This is a genomic window from Kribbella sp. VKM Ac-2569 (assembly GCF_004216905.1).
GTDB lineage: Bacteria > Actinomycetota > Actinomycetes > Propionibacteriales > Kribbellaceae > Kribbella.
Genome location: NZ_SGXJ01000002.1, coordinates 610,909 through 625,094 on the forward strand (window position 1 = coordinate 610,909; position 14,186 = coordinate 625,094).

The following is a 14,186-nucleotide window of genomic DNA, read 5'->3' on the forward strand; positions in this document are numbered from 1 at the left end:
CCTCCAGCCCGGGTGGCGGAACGGCAGACGCAGCGAGCTTAAACCTCGCGGCCCTAACAGGCATACGGGTTCGAATCCCGTCCCGGGCACACCTGTTGGATCCCACGCGTCCTACGCGACCGCTTCCTTCGTCGCTCCGCTCCTCACCGCCACCACAGGGTGGGACGCCTGCCCGGCACGGCACGCGTCATGGGCGCCTGCGGCGTCCATCCGGGAGGTCTGCCCGCGGCCTTGACACGTAATCGTCACCTCTGGCTGGTGAGGCGCAGTTAAAGGCCTACGGGTCTGCCGGAGTCCTTGGCTAGGCACTAACTCGCCCACCCTTGGGGTCGGTGGCGCAGAGTCTCGCTGGCCACGGGAACTCCAGCGGTTCGGAGCTCGCACCCCACTGTTCACCCAGTTCGCGCAGAACCGTGGTAGCACGCTCGATGTCTTCGTCCAGGTACGGACAGGGATCCTGGGAAATGACTCCCCAACTCTCGCGGACCGCGGCATACGGCGTTGCCTGCCGTTTCTCGACGGCTTCATGGATGACTGCCGCGATCGCCTCACTGATGCCGACGCCCTTGGCAGCCTTCAGAATACGGGCACTGCGGACCTTGGCGTCGTGGCGCTTCTTGCCCTCGATCTGGGTCATGGTGGCGAACACCGCGCCTGCCGCGATCACGCCGAAGATTCCGTCGGCGATGCCGAGCTCGCGTTCGGTGACCGCGTGCGAGAGGTCGTGCGGTACGCGCCACTTGTGTGTGTACGACGACAGCGTGAATACTGCGCCGTCCGCCCTCCGGATCAGCGTGAGACTCTCGCCGCGCGGATCATGCTGGAAGGTGAGATGCATGTCGTCCAGAGTGACCCCTTGCTCACCCGCGCACCACTAGTTTTCCGCCGTTGGCACGCCCTCCACTCCGGCTTTGCCTGCGCTCCAGGCGCGGTCCTTGGCTTGGCGCGCACGTGACAACGGGTGCCTCCGGAGACAACGAGATCTCGTCATCAACGAACGACACCCGCGGTGTCGAGTGGCCGGCTAGCGAGGCCGGTGGTTCGCGCCGTCTGCCGACGGGCCGATGGGTTGGGGCTCCGCATCGCACCGACAGCAATCATGGGAAGTGCGGTCTGGTCCGACACGCGCCAAGGGCGCCTCCGGCGTCGCAAGCGTGGGGCACGCCCGCAAGAGACCCGGTCGTCGTCTGGCCGCCACGCGAGACTGTCCGACGGAGGTCAGTGTTCCTGCGTGAGATTGTTGTCGCCGGCGCGGTAGATGATCGGGACATGGCAGGGCACTCCGCAGATGCGATCCTGTACCGGAGCGGAGACAGGATGGCCACAGGCGAAGCCGTCGGCGTTGGCATCTATGGCGTGCCAGAAATCAGCGTCGTACCCCTGGTCGATGAGGTCACTCACAGACAGCAGCAGGGAGCCCGAGGGGCACCCTGTCTCCATGGGTGTGCCAGCAACCGCTGAAGTAGCGCTGAGCGCCACAAGTCCAGTGGCCATCAGGGTGCCCGCAGCACCAAGCGCTGCGATCCGGTGTAGTCGTCGAAGCATGATGAACCCCCACGGTCATAGCCGCCATACAGGGGCGCAGACTGCGCAAGTGTTGGCGTGTTTCGGGATCGAGGTCTCGCGCCTGGCATCTCTCCCCTCAAAGTGCGCGCCCTCTCCTTAGGCGCTACAGGGGACATGACCGCCTGTCAAGAGAGAGGCCTGAGCAGTTTCCAACGAGGCGACGCCCGGTAACTGACTCGCCCGACAAGGACATGTCAACCAGCGCTGGCGCAACAGCCGATCCTCGGCTGATCCGTGCAACCGCCCGTTGGGTGGGCTGCGCGTAATAATCGTGCGGTGACGCGGACCTCCTTGCCTTCGGTGATCTTTCTCAACGGCGCCTCGTCTTCCGGGAAGACGACGCTGGGTAGGGCGCTGCAGGACTGTTTGGATGAGCCGTATTTGTTGATGGGGTTGGACACGTGCTTCGCGATGGTTCCCGCTCAGTGGGCTGGTGGTGCAATGGGAGCTCATCGGGAGCAGGGATTCCAGTACGTCGACCTGCCGGACGAGAACGGCAAGCCGGTTTCTGGGATCTCGTACGGGCCGGTCGGGCTGCGCATGTTGCAGGGGTTTCATCGGGCTGTTCGCGAGTTCGTTCTGGCGGGGAACCCGGTCATCGTCGACGAGATGATGCTGGGGCCCGAGGTGCGGGATCACTGGTTCGCGACTCTGGCGGGGCTCGACGTCGTCTCGGTGGGGGTTCGCTGTGATCTAGATGAACTCGAGCGTCGAGAGTGTGCGCGAAAGGGACGGGCGGGGCTCGCTCGATGGTCTGAGGAGCGGGTGCACGAGGGGATGGCCTACGACCTCTGGGTGGACACGACCGGCCAGGCCGCGGATGCATGCGCACATCAAGTCATGGCAGCCGCACGCTGAGTCCAACGAACCTGTGTCAGCCGGTCAGGCTGACTACCAGGTGGTCGATTACCTTCGCCGCCGCGAGCGGGTCATCCGCCAGCTCACCCAGCGCGTCGTACGTCGGGAACGACGTCACCGCGACGACTCCTGCGAGCAGGGCCGGACGGTCGAACCGCTTGACGGTCGGCGCCTCCTCGACCAGCCTGTCGATGAGGCGCTGCAACTGGTCGCGCCGCCACTGCTCGCGTTCCGCAAGCATCCCCGCCACCTCCCGATCGATGGCAGCCAGGCCGAAGAGCGGGCGCAGAACGTCGCGCTCGACGTGCCAGAAGCGACACGTCTGTTCGACGATCGCCTGGCGGGCTGCCGCGGCGTCCAGTTCGCTCGTGTTGGTGAGCAGCTGGTCCATGCCGGCGCGTTCGCTGAGTTCGGTGAGTACCGCGTCCAGGAGTCCGTACTTCGACTGCACCTGGTTGTAGACCGTCACCCGGGTCACGCCGGCGCTGGTGGCCACAGCCTCCAAGGTGAAGTTCCGCCACTCGCGCGTCGCCAGCAGGTCGCGCCCGGCCTCGATGATTGCGCGCCGGGTGGCGGCAGTCGACGCCGCCCGCCTGCCGTCAGTCTTCATGCGAGTCCCCTTCGCTTGACACGATGTAAAACGAGTCGGTATACATGCTGTCAACCGAAACACTAGGTGGTCATCATGCGCAAGGGAACACTGATCGAGTTCGGCGGCCTCCCGGGGACCGGCAAGTCGACGCTGGCCAGGCACCTCGCCGATCGCACCGACGCGATCTGGCTTCGCATCGACGAGATCGAGGGCGCCATGCGCCGCAATGGCCTGACGGCCGAACAGACCGGCATCACGGCATACAGCGTTGCCCACGACATCGCGGGCGGTCACCTGCGCCGGGGGCTGACCGTGATCGCCGACGCGGTGAACCCGGTTACCGAGGCCCGCGACGGCTGGCACCACCTCGCCGATGCCAACGATGCCCGGCATGTGGTGATCGAGACGGCCTGTCCCGATACCGAGGAACACCGTCGGCGTGTGCTCAGCAGGGCGAGCGACCTGCCCGGGTGGACATATCCGGACTGGGAGCAGGTGGGGCAGTCAGCAGGCGACTACCAGCCGCGCACCGACGTCCGCCTCGTGGTGGACACCACCCGGCCTATCGAGGACTGCGACCGCGAGATTGCGGAGTACCTCGCGCACTGGGAGCCCAGCAGGCCAGGATCACAGTAGGACGAGATCGGCCGATGGCTAGGTGCCGCGTACCAAGGCGCCGACGATCGAGAAGCCGAGGAGGCCTACGTTGATCAGGATTGCGAGCCAGGCGAGGGCTCGGCCGGGGCGGTTGTTGCGGAGGACCGAGATTGCCAGATAGATCGAGACCGGCGAGCAGATGAAGGCGGTGAGCACGGCGCCGACCGCCTGCCCGCTGACGCCGCGGCGCTGGGGCTGGTACGTCGAGGTTGTGTAGGAGTCGCGGTACGGCGGGGCGACGTACGAATCGCGGTAGGGCGGATCGGCGTACGGCGATTCGGTGTACGGGTCCTGATATGGCTGCTCGTACCGCGGTGGGGTCGAGGTGGGGGCGGGGCCGGAAGACCAGGCGAAGGGGTCCGCTGCGGGCTCTTCGGGTTCGGGTTCGGGTGTTGGGCGGACGAAGTCTTGGGGGCGTTCCTTGCGCTGCAGCAGGAGTGCGTAATCGGCGCGCCGGGTCGGGTCGGACAGGATCTCGTAGGCGCGGTTCAGCCTGACCTGCTGCGTGGAGTCACCGCCCACGTCGGCGTGGTGGCTTCGCGACAGGCGGCGGTAGCTGCGTTTGATCTCCTCGGCGCCGGCCGACCGGCCGACCCCGAGCAGCTTCCAGGGATCGGCTCCGTCGAGGTCCCGGAAGTCCCGGCTCGAACTCATCGAGCGACGTCCGCCTGGTAGCAGGTCAGTCGCCAGGAGGCGTGCTGCGGGTCCACACCGTTGGGCACAGTGCGGTGCCCGGTTGCGAACGTGACGGTCTTGTCGCCCGCGAGGTAGCACCACAGGTCGAGCTCTTCGTCGTTCCCGTAGTAGTACGACCGGTAGTGCGTGACGGCCTGCGCCCCTAGGAACGGTGTCTGCAGACGTTGCTGCGCCTCCAGCGGCAGGTTGCCGAGGACGCCGCGCATCTCCTGCGTGAGGTTCAGTTGCGGCGGGACCGACAGCTGGGACTGCTCGTCCCGGCCGCGCGACACGAGCGAGCGCAGACCGCCGCGCGGCTTCGTGGCCTGTTGCTGTACGACGGCGTGTTTGATGCTCGACGGTACGAATTGATCGATCCGCACGCTCTGCGTCTTCTGACCCTGTTTGTTGACCCGTGGCGTCGTCACCGCGAGCCCGTTCGGCCCGAGCACGACGGCGTACGGCCGGTCTCGCTCCCGCTCGTGCAGGTCGGCCCACCACTCGATGGACGGTCCTACCTTGCGCTCGAGGTACGTCTTGACGTCGTCGTGGAGCTCGCCCCACCAGTGGAACCGGTCCGGGCTGGGGACGAACCCCAGCGGCGCGGCCTCGTGCGCAGCAGGCATCGACGGCGCGGCCGGTGCGCGCTCCACGCCACCACTTGCGGGCCGTTGCGCGGCCGGACGTCCCCGAGATTGCTCGGGCAGGTTGTCACGAGTCATGTGGGCAGCGGCGTGGGGCGGCATGCATAGTCGGCAGCTTCTATCAGGTCGCCTACCCAGGTCAACTCTGGTTTTCCGGAGCTGTGGACAGGTTCTTCGCGCGGGTGAGTACGGCGTCGAGCATCTGCTCGGTGAGCTTGCCGGTGAAGGTGTTCTGCTGACTGGGGTGGAAACAGCCGAGGACGGTGACCTCGCCGTACGGGGTCGGGATCCGGTACTCGACCGCGTGGCCGAACTTCGGGCGCGGTCGCGGTACGTCGGCCCCGAGCGCGATCAGCGCTGCGAGCAGAGCGTCGTACGCGAACTTGCCGAGGCAGACGATCGACCTGGTGCTGGGGAGGGTGAGTTCGAGCTCGCGGCGGTACCAAGGGGCGCAGGTGTCGCGCTCCTCCGGGGTGGGTTTGTTCGCGGGCGGGGCGCAGCGGACGGCGGCGATCATCCGGGTGCCGATCAGGTGCAGGCCGTCGCCGGCGTGTTCGCTGGTGGGCTGGTTGGCGAGGCCGACGCGGTGCAGGCTCGCGAACAGCCAGTCGCCGGAGCGGTCGCCGGTGAACACGCGCCCGGTGCGGTTCCCGCCGTTCGCCGCCGGCGCCAGCCCGACGATCAGGATCCGCGGCTCGGCAACACCCCAGCCCGCGATCGGCCGTCCCCAGTACGGCTGATCCGCGAAGGACTTTCGCTTGCCGACAGCAACGTCTTCGCGCCATTCGACGAGCCGCGAACACGCTCGACACACGGAGACGCGCGCTTCCAGCTCCGCCAGCTCATCAGTTGCCGCAAGCCGCACCACCTCGGCCGCATCTCGCGCCACCGGAGTACGCCGTACCGCCGGGTCCTCCGGCCACCCGGCCCCCGGCGGCACCGGACTCTCGAACAACTCCCCGGTCAACGGATGCGGAAGCTTCACCCACCCAGCCTAAACGGGAGGTTAGGCGGCGAGTTGCTCCTCGGCCGGTTGGGTGATGGGAGATACCGGCGTACGACGTGGTCCTGGGATGGCCAGGGCGAGTACGACGGCTGCGGCGGCGAAGGCGGAGAGGAGGAGGAAGGTGTTGGTGAAGCCGGCCTCCGCGGGGAGGCCTGAGGGCTGGACGTGGCCGGTGATGATGGAGCTCGCCAGGGCGGTGCCGATGGAGCCGCCGATGGTGCGGATGTTAGCGTTCATGCCGGTGGCCGCACCGGTTTGTTCGCGAGGGACGTTCTGCACGATCAGGCTCGTCATGGCCGCGTAGGCGAGGCCGAGCCCGACACCGAACAGGGCCGTCGAGAGCGCCACCTGCCACTGCGCGTCGTGGAACTCGGCGAACATCAGCGCCGCGACCAGGCTCAACGCCGACCCGGAAACGACCTGCGCCTTGGCGCCGAACCGCGGCGCGAGCGGGCCGCTCAACGACCCGACGACCGCCATCGTCACCAGCATCGGGAGCATCAGCAGCCCGGCCTTCGTGACGCTCGCACCGAACCCGAACCCGGCAGCCTTCGGGATCTGCAGGAACTGCGGGACGAACGCGTACACCGCAAACATCGCCGCCCCGAACAGCAGCGCCACGAGGTTCGTCGTCCACACCGCCGGGCGGCGCATCATCCGCATGTCGATCAGCGGGTTCCGCGAGCGCAGTTCGACCGTGATCCAGCCGGCGAACAGTACGACGGCCAGCCCGAAGAGTCCCGTCGTACGCAACGAGCCCCAGCCCCACGACCGGCCCGTGCTCAGCGGGAGCAGCAGCGCGATCAGCCAGCCGGACAGGAATGCGGCGGCCAGCCAGTCGATCCGGCCGGGGACGCGGTTCGGGGACTCCGGGACGTAGCGCCGTACCATCAACGTCGACAGCGCGACGACCGCCATCGGGATCCAGAACAGCCAGCGCCAGCCGAGCCACTCCACGATCGGGCCGGCCAGCACGATCCCCAGGCCGCCGCCGGCCGCGATGATGGCCGACACCACGCCGACCACGGAAGGCACGCGCTCGGCCGGGAACTCGTCCCGGATGATCCCGAACGCCAACGGGAACACGGCTCCGCCGACACCCTGGAAGATGCGGGCGGCAATGAGTACGCCGATGTTCGGCGCGAGCGCGGCGATGAGGCAGCCGACGGCCAGGGCGCCCAGCGCGATGAACAGCGTGCGTTCCTTGCCGACCATGTCGCCGATCCGGCCGAGCAGCGGGGTCGCGACCGACACCGAGAGCAGCAGTGCGGTGAACACCCAGGTGACCGTGCCGGGGGTGGTGTGCAGGTCGTGCTGGATGACAGGCAGCGCCGGGCTGACCAGCGACTGCAACATAGAGAATGAGGCGACGACCGTGGCGAGAACCGCCAGGGTCACGCGAGGGTTTCCAGACCTGATGACAGGCATGCAGAAGTCCTTCGAAAGGAGTGTGAACGCGCCAGAGCTTGGGCGCGAGATCCCCGGCCTGGTAAAGTCGAGGTATGCCTCCACTATAGCGGAGGGTCTCCTCCGCTATCAACTGGCTAAGGTGAGCGAATGGTGACCGGTGAGAGCAGGCCCGCGTTGCGGGTCGACGTACGGCGGCCGCAGCGGGCGGACGCGCGGCGGAACTTCGACGCCCTGCTCGGCGCGGCCCGGGATGCGTTCGCGAGCAAAGGGGTCGACGCCTCGCTGGAGGACATCGCGCGCCAGGCCGGCGTCGGGATCGGCACGCTGTACCGGAACTTCCCGCACCGCCAGGACCTGCTGAACGCGGTCTACTTCGGCGAGATCGAGGAGCTGTGCATCGCCGCGGAGGAGGCGGCCGACCTGCCACCGTGGGAGGCACTGACCACGTGGCTGCACCGCTTCGTCGGGTACGCCGCGACCAAGCGTGCGATCTGGGAGTCCCTGAACCGGGAGGCCGACAGCTTCAAGGCGGCCCGCGAGGCGATGTACGCCGCCGGTACGCCGCTGTTCGAACGCGCACAGGCCGCGGGTGAGGCACGTAAGGACGTGTCCTTCGACGACCTGCTCCGCATGGTCAGCGGCCTCACCGCCGCCGGCTTCGTCGACCAGGCCCAACGCGACCGGGTCCTCACCATCGCCCTCGACGGCGTCCGCGCGCACTAACCCAGGAAGAGGGCGACTCCGTCGAGGATGTCGTGTTCGGAGACCGTCAGTTCGGTGACGGGTAGGCGGTCGTAGAGGCGTTGCAGGATGAGGGCGCCGGCTCCGATTACGTCTACACGGCCGGGGTGGATCGACCGTACGGCGGAGCGCTCTGCGCGGGTGGTGGTTGTCAGCCAGGTCGTGGCGGTGCGCAACTGCTCGGTGGTGAGGCGGGCGTGGTGGACGGCGGTGCGGTCGTACTCGGCGAGGTTCAGCGCCACCGCGGCCACGGTGGTGCAGGTGCCGGCTACTCCGATGAACGCGCGGGCCTCGTCGAGTGGGACGGTGGTGGCATCCAGGAGAGCGTCGATGTCCTTGGCGATCGCGGCTAGTTCCGTCTCGGACGTGGGGTCAGTCGTGACGTGGCGTTCGGTGAGGCGGACGGAGCCGATGTCGAGAGACTCGGCCGCAATCACGCCGGTTGCGTCGCCGAGGACCAGCTCGGTGGAGCCGCCGCCGATGTCGGCCACCAGGTACGGCGCCGGCAGGTCGAGTGACGTGGTGGCACCGCGGAAGCTGAGCTCGGCTTCTTCCGCACCGGAGATGATTTCTGGTTGTACGCCGAGACGCTCCTCGACGCCCGTGAAGAACGCGTCCCGGTTGCTGACGTCGCGGGCGGCGGAGGTGGCGACGAAGCGGAGCCTGGTGACGTCGCTCGACTGGATGACGGAGGCGAAGTCCTCACAGGCGGTGAAGACGCGGGCGAGGGCCTCGGGAGCGAAGGCGCCAGTGGCGTCCACGCCCTGGCCGAGGCGGACGATGGTCATCCGGCGATCGATCTCGACAAGCTGACCGTCCACAAGATCGGCGATCAGCAGGCGGATCGAGTTGGTCCCACAGTCGATTGCGGCGACCCGATCAGACACACGGACCTCTGCGGCCCCAGTCTTCGAGTGCTTCCAGGGTCTCGTCGCCCAGTGGGTTCACGCCGGGGCCGGCGGCCAAGGAGTGGCCGGCCAGGACGTGCAGGCATTTGACCCGGGTGGGCATGCCGCCGGCGGTGATCCCGGCGATCTCCTCGACGTGCTCGATCGACTCGCGGTGCTCGAGGTACGACTCGTGGGCGGCGCGATACCGAGCAGCCAGGTCCTCGTCGTCGGCCAGGCGGTCGGTCATCTCTTTCATCATGCCGGAGGCCTCGAGGGTGCCGATCGCGGACGCGAGCCGCGGACACGTCACGTAGTACGTCGTGGGAAACGGCGTACCGTCCGGCAGTCGCGGCTCGGTCTCGACCACGTCGGGGAGGCCGCAGCTGCAACGGTGCGCGATCGACCGGATGCCGCGGGCCGTCCGGCCGAGTTGTTTGCTGACTGCTTCTTGGTCGGAAGGGCTGACGCTCACCTGGTCACCTTAGGTGACGGCGTGAGGATCGTCTTCGGGGCGGTTTTGGCGGGGGTCGGCGTCGTGGCCGGCGCCGGCGGCGTGCCAGCACCCTCGACGCTCCCCCACAGCTTCGTGTACCAGGTCGGCTTCTGCGTGTCCGCCGTACCGTCCGTCGGCGCCGACGGCTCCGGCGGGGCGCCCAGCGGCTTCCCGTCCGCGCCGATCACGCGGTACCCGACCTCACCAGGCATCACCCAGCCGAGCCGCTGCCGGGCCTGTGCCTTCACGTACGCGTCGTCGTCCCAGCGGGTGATCTCGTCGTTCAGCTCCCCGACCCGCTTCTCCCGGTCTCGGATCTCCTGCTGCAGCGCGCTGACCTGCTGGTGCTGGTCGAACCAGACCCGCAGGCTCTGCGCATACGAGACGATCAGCGCCCCCAGCACCAGCAGTACGACGGCCGCCCGCCCGGTCAGGTTGCGGGACCCGCGGGTCCGCGCCGGGTCCGCCTGGGTTCCCGTCGTACGCCGTTTCGGCTGATCGCCCCGCCGGGCCGGTGGACGCGACTGGGTCCGGCTCGACGGACGCGAGCCGGGTCGTGCACCGGAATCCCGACGGGACGGCATGCATTGACCTCCTGGATCAGACCAGCGTCAGCCCTGGAAGCGCGGGAAGGCCGAGCGACCGGCGTACGTCGCCGCGTCGTCGAGCTCCTCCTCGATCCGGAGCAGCTGGTTGTACTTGGCGGTGCGGTCGGACCGGGCCGGGGCGCCGGACTTGATCTGGCCGCAGTTGGTCGCGACCGCGAGGTCGGCGATCGTGGTGTCCTCGGTCTCGCCGGAGCGGTGGCTCATCATGCAGGTGAAGCCGCTGCGGTGCGCCAGGTCGACGGCGTCCAGGGTCTCGGTCAGCGAGCCGATCTGGTTCACCTTGACCAGCAGGCTGTTCGCCGACTTCTCGTCGATGCCGCGCTGCAGCCGCTCGACGTTGGTGACGAACAGGTCGTCGCCGACCAGCTGGATCTTGCTGCCGAGCTCACCGGTGATGGCCTTCCAGCCGTCCCAGTCCTCCTCGTTCAGCGGGTCCTCGATCGACACGATCGGGTACGACGCCACCAGGTCGGCGTAGTAGGCGATCATCTCGTCGGCCGACTTCTTGCCGCCCTCGAACGCGTACACGCCGTCGGTGAAGAACTCGCTCGCGGCCACGTCCATCGCCAGCGCGATGTCCTTGCCGAGCTGCAGGCCGGCCTTCTCGACCGCGACCGCGATCAGGTCCAGGGCGGCCCGGTTGCTGTCGAGGCTCGGCGCGAAGCCGCCCTCGTCGCCGAGGCCGGTGGACAGGCCGCGCTCCTTCAGCACCGCCTTCAGGGCGTGGTAGACGCCCGCACCCTGCATGACGGCCTCGGCGTACGTCGCCGCGCCGATCGGGGCGATCATGAACTCCTGGACGTCGACGTTGCTGTCCGCGTGCGCGCCGCCGTTCAGGATGTTCATCATCGGCACCGGCAGGACGTGCGCGTTCGGGCCGCCGACGTACCGGAACAGCGGCAGGCCGGAGCTCTCCGCCGCCGCCTTCGCGACCGCGAGGCTGACGCCGAGGATGGCGTTCGCGCCCAGCTTGGCCTTGTTCGGGGTGCCGTCCAGGTCGAGGAGCGCGTGGTCGATCAGGCGCTGCTCGTGGACGTCGTACCCGACGATCTCCTTGTCGATGTCCTCGAGGATCGCGGTGACGGCCTTCAGCACGCCCTTGCCGCCGTACCGGTCCTTGTCGCCGTCACGCAGCTCGACGGCCTCGAACTGGCCGGTGGAGGCACCAGACGGGACGGCCGCGCGGGCGATGGTGTCGTCGTCGAGCAGAACCTCGACCTCGACAGTGGGGTTGCCGCGCGAGTCGAGGATCTCGCGCGCGCCGACGGCCTCGATGGTGGCCACATTGACTCCCAAGTTCTCGATGACGAATCGCTGCTGAGCCTAGTCCCCAGACCAGCAGGCTCAGTGGACCGCGTCGACCCTAACGATCGCATCCGCAGGTACCTCTCGCGTCAATAACACTCCGTTGGGCGCTCGATACACGGCCAAATCAGCGCAATCCACACCCAGCAAGACTTCTACGGCAGTACGGCGACCCACGTGGCTGTCCTTCCCCGGCGCCAGATGGACATGCGTACGCCGTCCCGCACGCAGACCTTCCCGTTGAATCGCAGGCAGCGCCGCGTGATTCGTCCCGTGCCACAGCAGATCGTCGGGGTACACGCGTTCCCAACTGTTCTCCAACGCTTCACGTGTCACAGGCATCCCCTTGAGCGAATGCCCCTGACAGGCCCGGATCCGCTCCCCGGCGACCTGGAGCCGCTGCTTGTCGTTCTCTAGCACCGCGACGTCCAGCCGCTCACGGGACAGCCCGAGAACCCGCAGTACGTCGGTGATTGCCGCCCAGCCGTCTGCACTCATCGTGAGGCCGCGTTCACCCGCCGTATGGCGCAGCAGCTTGGAGATCGTCCTGCTGTCGCGGCTCACGTCAGCGCCCTCCTCAACCCATCCACCCGGTCGTCGCGACCCGTTCGCGTGACGACGTAGTACCGCACCGGCGGCAGGTCCTTGACCGGGATCTTCCGTACGGCGCTCGTCGTCCGGACCGAACCGTTGACGACCGCCGGCCCGATACCGAGACGCACGAAGTGGACCAGCAGTTCCCATCCTTCCGCTTCCACCGCGACGGACCACCGGAGGCCCTGGTCGAGCATGCTCCGCTCCAGCTGCTGCCGATGCGGCCGATCCTTCGGCGGTACGACGAGCGCCTCGTCCTGCAGATCCTTCAGCCGGACGGTACGACGTCCCGCGAGGCGGTGATCGCTGCGCACGATGAGCGTTTGCGGGAACTGTGCGAGGAGTTGGCAGTCGAGGTCGTCGGGTGGGATGCCCAGTGCGGTCACGCCGAGGTCCGCCGTACCGCCCCGGACGGCACTCAGGGTCTCGGCCGCGTCGCCGGTGAGCAGGCGGAGTTCGCGGCCGCGGGTGAGGTAGCGGCGGAGCGGGTCGGCCAACAGGTACAGGTACGAACCGGAGCCGGCGATCAGCACGAGCGGTCGCGGCGGGGCGGCAACCAGCGTGCGGAGGAAGTCAGCAGTGCGGTCCCGGGCGTCGTTGGCGAAGGCAGCCAGCCGTTCGCCCGCGTCGGTCAGATGCAGTTGTCGTCCGTGCTTGACGTAGAGCTGCGTTCCGAGGCGGGCCGTCAGTTTGCGGATGCGTGCGTGGAGGGCGGGCTGACTGACATGCAGCTCCTCGGCGGCACGCGTGAAGTTGCGGTGCCTCGCGAACACCGCAAACGCCTGCAGATCCTCCGCCACGAGATCCATCAGCAGAAACTATAGCTATGTCGATAAGAACTAGTTCTGCTGGATAGCTGATCGTGTCGACGATGAAGGCATGAACAGATTGGGAATCGATATCGGACGCGTGATCATCGCCGGAGGGTCCGGCCCGGGCGACACGTCCTTCTTCTCCGGCGACACCACAGCCATGCTGCGAACTCCCGCCGTACCAGGCGCTTTCGAGGCGATCGCACGGTTGGCGCCGTTGTTCGGGGAGGCGTGGTTGGTGTCGAAGTGTGGGCCGCGGGTGCAGCAGCGGTCGCTGGAATGGTTGTGGCATCACCGCTTCTTCGAGCGGACCGGGATACCCGCGGGGAACGTGCGCTTCTGCCTTCGGCGCCCGGAGAAGGCGATCCACTGTGCCGAGCTCGGGGTCACGCACTTCGTCGATGACAAGGCGGACGTGATCGCCGCGATCACGCCGGTCGTGCCGTACCGGTACCTCTTCAAGGACTGGGGGACGACGGAGGCCGCCGTACTGCGTGACCTACAGGCCGAAGGAGCGGCGGGCGTCGGTTAGGCCCTTCAGGTTCTCAGCAGGGGTGGAGATGCCGGTCAGGATGTTGTTGGTGATTCGCCAGGCGAAGTAGCCGGCCTGGACGGCGTAGCGCACTCGCAAGAACGTGGGCAGGCCGCGCTCGAGTTCGTCGGCCAGCTCGGGTCGGCGACGCAGGTACGCCGGAACCACCGGGGCGCCGTTGTACATGACGGCGGATGCGACGTCGTACAGCAGTGGCCCTCGCATCGCACTCCCCCAGTCGATCAGCGCGACGCTGTCGTCAGCCTGCCGGAGGAACGCTTCCGCGGCCGGATCCCCGTGCAACCAGGCCCAGGACACCGACCCGAGCGCGACTGCGTCGGCGACGGCGCCCTCGACCGCCGGGCGGATCCAGGGCTCGAGGTCCAGGCAATCCTCGAACGGCAACAGGAACTGCAACCAATCGGCCAGCTCACCGGCCTCGAGCGCAGCGGCCGAGTGCACGCGCCCGAGCAAATCCCCGATCGCTGCCTGATCCGCAGGACTCAACTCGACGCCGTCGACGTACTCGAGCACGGCAACCTGCCGCCCGTCGACGCGTTCAACGACGCGGCCGTGCTTGCTGGGACGCGGACGACCGGTGCGGATGCCGGCGTCGTCGAGCCGAGCCGCCAACTCCAGGCCGGGCTCGAACGCCGTGTCTACCGGCCCCACCGCCTTGACGACAACCCGCCACTCGTCCGTGGACGCCAACCAGGCCGCCGAGTTCATCCCGCCCGTCAGCACCTCCAGCTCCAACGGCTTCAGATCCCACCGCTCCCGCAGCACCTCAGCAACATCCACCC

General features: G+C 68.0%; 18 protein-coding genes and 1 tRNA gene. 5 read left to right on the forward strand and 14 right to left on the reverse strand.

The window, feature by feature from the left end; translation table 11 throughout:
* The first annotated feature begins 6 nt into the window (after window positions 1-6).
* Window positions 7-89: transfer RNA gene (locus EV649_RS15950), tRNA-Leu, on the forward strand.
* 212 nt (window positions 90-301) lie between these two features.
* Here the strand turns inward: EV649_RS15950 and EV649_RS15955 are convergent.
* Together EV649_RS15955 and EV649_RS15960 are read right to left on the reverse strand one after the other, a co-directional pair.
* Entirely contained in the window at window positions 302-838 is a 537-nt protein-coding gene (locus tag EV649_RS15955) for a hypothetical protein (protein WP_130384225.1), read from the reverse strand.
* Between the two features lie 380 nt (window positions 839-1,218).
* Window positions 1,219-1,401, reverse strand: coding sequence for a hypothetical protein (locus EV649_RS15960; RefSeq protein ID WP_130384226.1), 183 nt, complete (start codon window positions 1,399-1,401; stop codon window positions 1,219-1,221).
* Between the two features lie 441 nt (window positions 1,402-1,842).
* On the opposite strand from EV649_RS15960, the gene EV649_RS15965 reads away from it, so the two are divergent.
* Window positions 1,843-2,424 carry an AAA family ATPase gene (locus EV649_RS15965; RefSeq protein ID WP_157996251.1) on the forward strand — a complete coding sequence of 194 codons (582 nt, stop codon included), beginning with the start codon at window positions 1,843-1,845 and terminating at the stop codon, window positions 2,422-2,424.
* Window positions 2,425-2,440: 16 nt separating this feature from the next.
* Here the strand turns inward: EV649_RS15965 and EV649_RS15970 are convergent, their stop codons facing one another.
* The gene (locus EV649_RS15970) at window positions 2,441-3,034 is read right to left on the reverse strand and encodes a TetR/AcrR family transcriptional regulator (protein ID WP_130384228.1); all 594 of its coding nucleotides are present in this window, start codon (window positions 3,032-3,034) and stop codon (window positions 2,441-2,443) included.
* Window positions 3,035-3,109: 75 nt separating this feature from the next.
* Between EV649_RS15970 and EV649_RS15975 the strand changes: the two genes are divergently transcribed.
* The gene (locus EV649_RS15975; protein ID WP_130384229.1) at window positions 3,110-3,652 is read left to right on the forward strand and encodes an AAA family ATPase; all 543 of its coding nucleotides are present in this window, start codon (window positions 3,110-3,112) and stop codon (window positions 3,650-3,652) included.
* Between the two features lie 18 nt (window positions 3,653-3,670).
* Here EV649_RS15975 and EV649_RS15980 read toward each other — a convergent pair whose 3' ends face one another.
* From EV649_RS15980 to EV649_RS15995, 4 genes are all read right to left on the reverse strand, one after another.
* A complete protein-coding gene (locus tag EV649_RS15980) occupies window positions 3,671-4,327 on the reverse strand; it encodes a DnaJ domain-containing protein (protein WP_130384230.1) in 657 nt (218 codons plus the stop codon).
* Complete coding sequence (locus EV649_RS15985) at window positions 4,324-5,001, reverse strand: hypothetical protein (protein WP_130384231.1); 678 nt, start codon at window positions 4,999-5,001, stop codon at window positions 4,324-4,326. Before EV649_RS15985 ends, EV649_RS15980 begins: the two co-directional genes overlap by 4 nt.
* A gap of 130 nt (window positions 5,002-5,131) precedes the next feature.
* Window positions 5,132-5,977: a uracil-DNA glycosylase gene (locus EV649_RS15990; protein WP_130384232.1), complete on the reverse strand. Its 846-nt coding sequence runs from the start codon at window positions 5,975-5,977 to the stop codon at window positions 5,132-5,134.
* Window positions 5,978-5,998: 21 nt separating this feature from the next.
* Complete coding sequence (locus tag EV649_RS15995) at window positions 5,999-7,426, reverse strand: MFS transporter (RefSeq protein ID WP_130384233.1); 1,428 nt, start codon at window positions 7,424-7,426, stop codon at window positions 5,999-6,001.
* Between the two features lie 129 nt (window positions 7,427-7,555).
* Here EV649_RS15995 and EV649_RS16000 point away from each other — a divergent pair, with 129 nt between their 5' ends.
* On the forward strand, window positions 7,556-8,131 hold the full coding sequence (locus EV649_RS16000; protein WP_130384234.1) for a TetR/AcrR family transcriptional regulator: 576 nt from the start codon (window positions 7,556-7,558) through the stop codon (window positions 8,129-8,131).
* On the opposite strand, the gene EV649_RS16005 is transcribed toward EV649_RS16000, so the two are convergent.
* From EV649_RS16005 to EV649_RS16030, 6 genes are read right to left on the reverse strand one after another with little or no spacing between them, the layout of a single operon-like run.
* A complete protein-coding gene (locus EV649_RS16005; RefSeq protein WP_130384235.1) occupies window positions 8,128-9,036 on the reverse strand; it encodes a Ppx/GppA phosphatase family protein in 909 nt (302 codons plus the stop codon). The two genes, EV649_RS16000 and EV649_RS16005, sit on opposite strands and share 4 nt — an antisense overlap.
* Window positions 9,029-9,511, reverse strand: coding sequence for a DUF501 domain-containing protein (locus EV649_RS16010; protein WP_130384236.1), 483 nt, complete (start codon window positions 9,509-9,511; stop codon window positions 9,029-9,031). The genes EV649_RS16005 and EV649_RS16010 overlap by 8 nt, the downstream gene beginning before the upstream one ends.
* On the reverse strand, window positions 9,508-10,116 hold the full coding sequence (locus tag EV649_RS16015) for a septum formation initiator family protein (protein WP_130384237.1): 609 nt from the start codon (window positions 10,114-10,116) through the stop codon (window positions 9,508-9,510). Before EV649_RS16015 ends, EV649_RS16010 begins: the two co-directional genes overlap by 4 nt.
* A 27-nt stretch (window positions 10,117-10,143) precedes the next feature.
* A complete protein-coding gene (gene eno, locus EV649_RS16020; protein ID WP_130384238.1) occupies window positions 10,144-11,424 on the reverse strand; it encodes a phosphopyruvate hydratase in 1,281 nt (426 codons plus the stop codon).
* Window positions 11,425-11,484: 60 nt separating this feature from the next.
* Window positions 11,485-12,009: a tRNA 2'-phosphotransferase gene (locus tag EV649_RS16025; protein WP_130384239.1), complete on the reverse strand. Its 525-nt coding sequence runs from the start codon at window positions 12,007-12,009 to the stop codon at window positions 11,485-11,487.
* Window positions 12,006-12,848 carry a LysR family transcriptional regulator gene (locus EV649_RS16030; RefSeq protein ID WP_130384240.1) on the reverse strand — a complete coding sequence of 281 codons (843 nt, stop codon included), beginning with the start codon at window positions 12,846-12,848 and terminating at the stop codon, window positions 12,006-12,008. Before EV649_RS16030 ends, EV649_RS16025 begins: the two co-directional genes overlap by 4 nt.
* A 70-nt stretch (window positions 12,849-12,918) precedes the next feature.
* Here EV649_RS16030 and EV649_RS16035 point away from each other — a divergent pair, with 70 nt between their 5' ends.
* Complete coding sequence (locus tag EV649_RS16035) at window positions 12,919-13,383, forward strand: hypothetical protein (protein WP_198682521.1); 465 nt, start codon at window positions 12,919-12,921, stop codon at window positions 13,381-13,383.
* Here the strand turns inward: EV649_RS16035 and EV649_RS16040 are convergent.
* Window positions 13,351-14,184: a phosphotransferase gene (locus tag EV649_RS16040; protein ID WP_130384241.1), complete on the reverse strand. Its 834-nt coding sequence runs from the start codon at window positions 14,182-14,184 to the stop codon at window positions 13,351-13,353. The genes EV649_RS16035 and EV649_RS16040 overlap by 33 nt on opposite strands.
* Window positions 14,185-14,186 lie beyond the last annotated feature (2 nt).

Bases quoted from the DNA above. Each gene is read 5' to 3' on its own strand.
- EV649_RS15955 (WP_130384225.1), bottom strand. From the start codon at position 838: ATGCATCTCACCTTCCAGCATGATCCGCGCGGCGAGAGTCTCACGCTG.
- EV649_RS15970 (WP_130384228.1), bottom strand. From the start codon at position 3,034: ATGAAGACTGACGGCAGGCGGGCGGCGTCGACTGCCGCCACCCGGCGC.
- EV649_RS15975 (WP_130384229.1), top strand. From the start codon at position 3,110: ATGCGCAAGGGAACACTGATCGAGTTCGGCGGCCTCCCGGGGACCGGC.
- EV649_RS15980 (WP_130384230.1), bottom strand. From the start codon at position 4,327: ATGAGTTCGAGCCGGGACTTCCGGGACCTCGACGGAGCCGATCCCTGG.
- EV649_RS15995 (WP_130384233.1), bottom strand. From the start codon at position 7,426: ATGCCTGTCATCAGGTCTGGAAACCCTCGCGTGACCCTGGCGGTTCTC.
- EV649_RS16000 (WP_130384234.1), top strand. From the start codon at position 7,556: ATGGTGACCGGTGAGAGCAGGCCCGCGTTGCGGGTCGACGTACGGCGG.
- EV649_RS16015 (WP_130384237.1), bottom strand. From the start codon at position 10,116: ATGCCGTCCCGTCGGGATTCCGGTGCACGACCCGGCTCGCGTCCGTCG.
- EV649_RS16030 (WP_130384240.1), bottom strand. From the start codon at position 12,848: ATGGATCTCGTGGCGGAGGATCTGCAGGCGTTTGCGGTGTTCGCGAGG.
- EV649_RS16035 (WP_198682521.1), top strand. From the start codon at position 12,919: ATGAACAGATTGGGAATCGATATCGGACGCGTGATCATCGCCGGAGGG.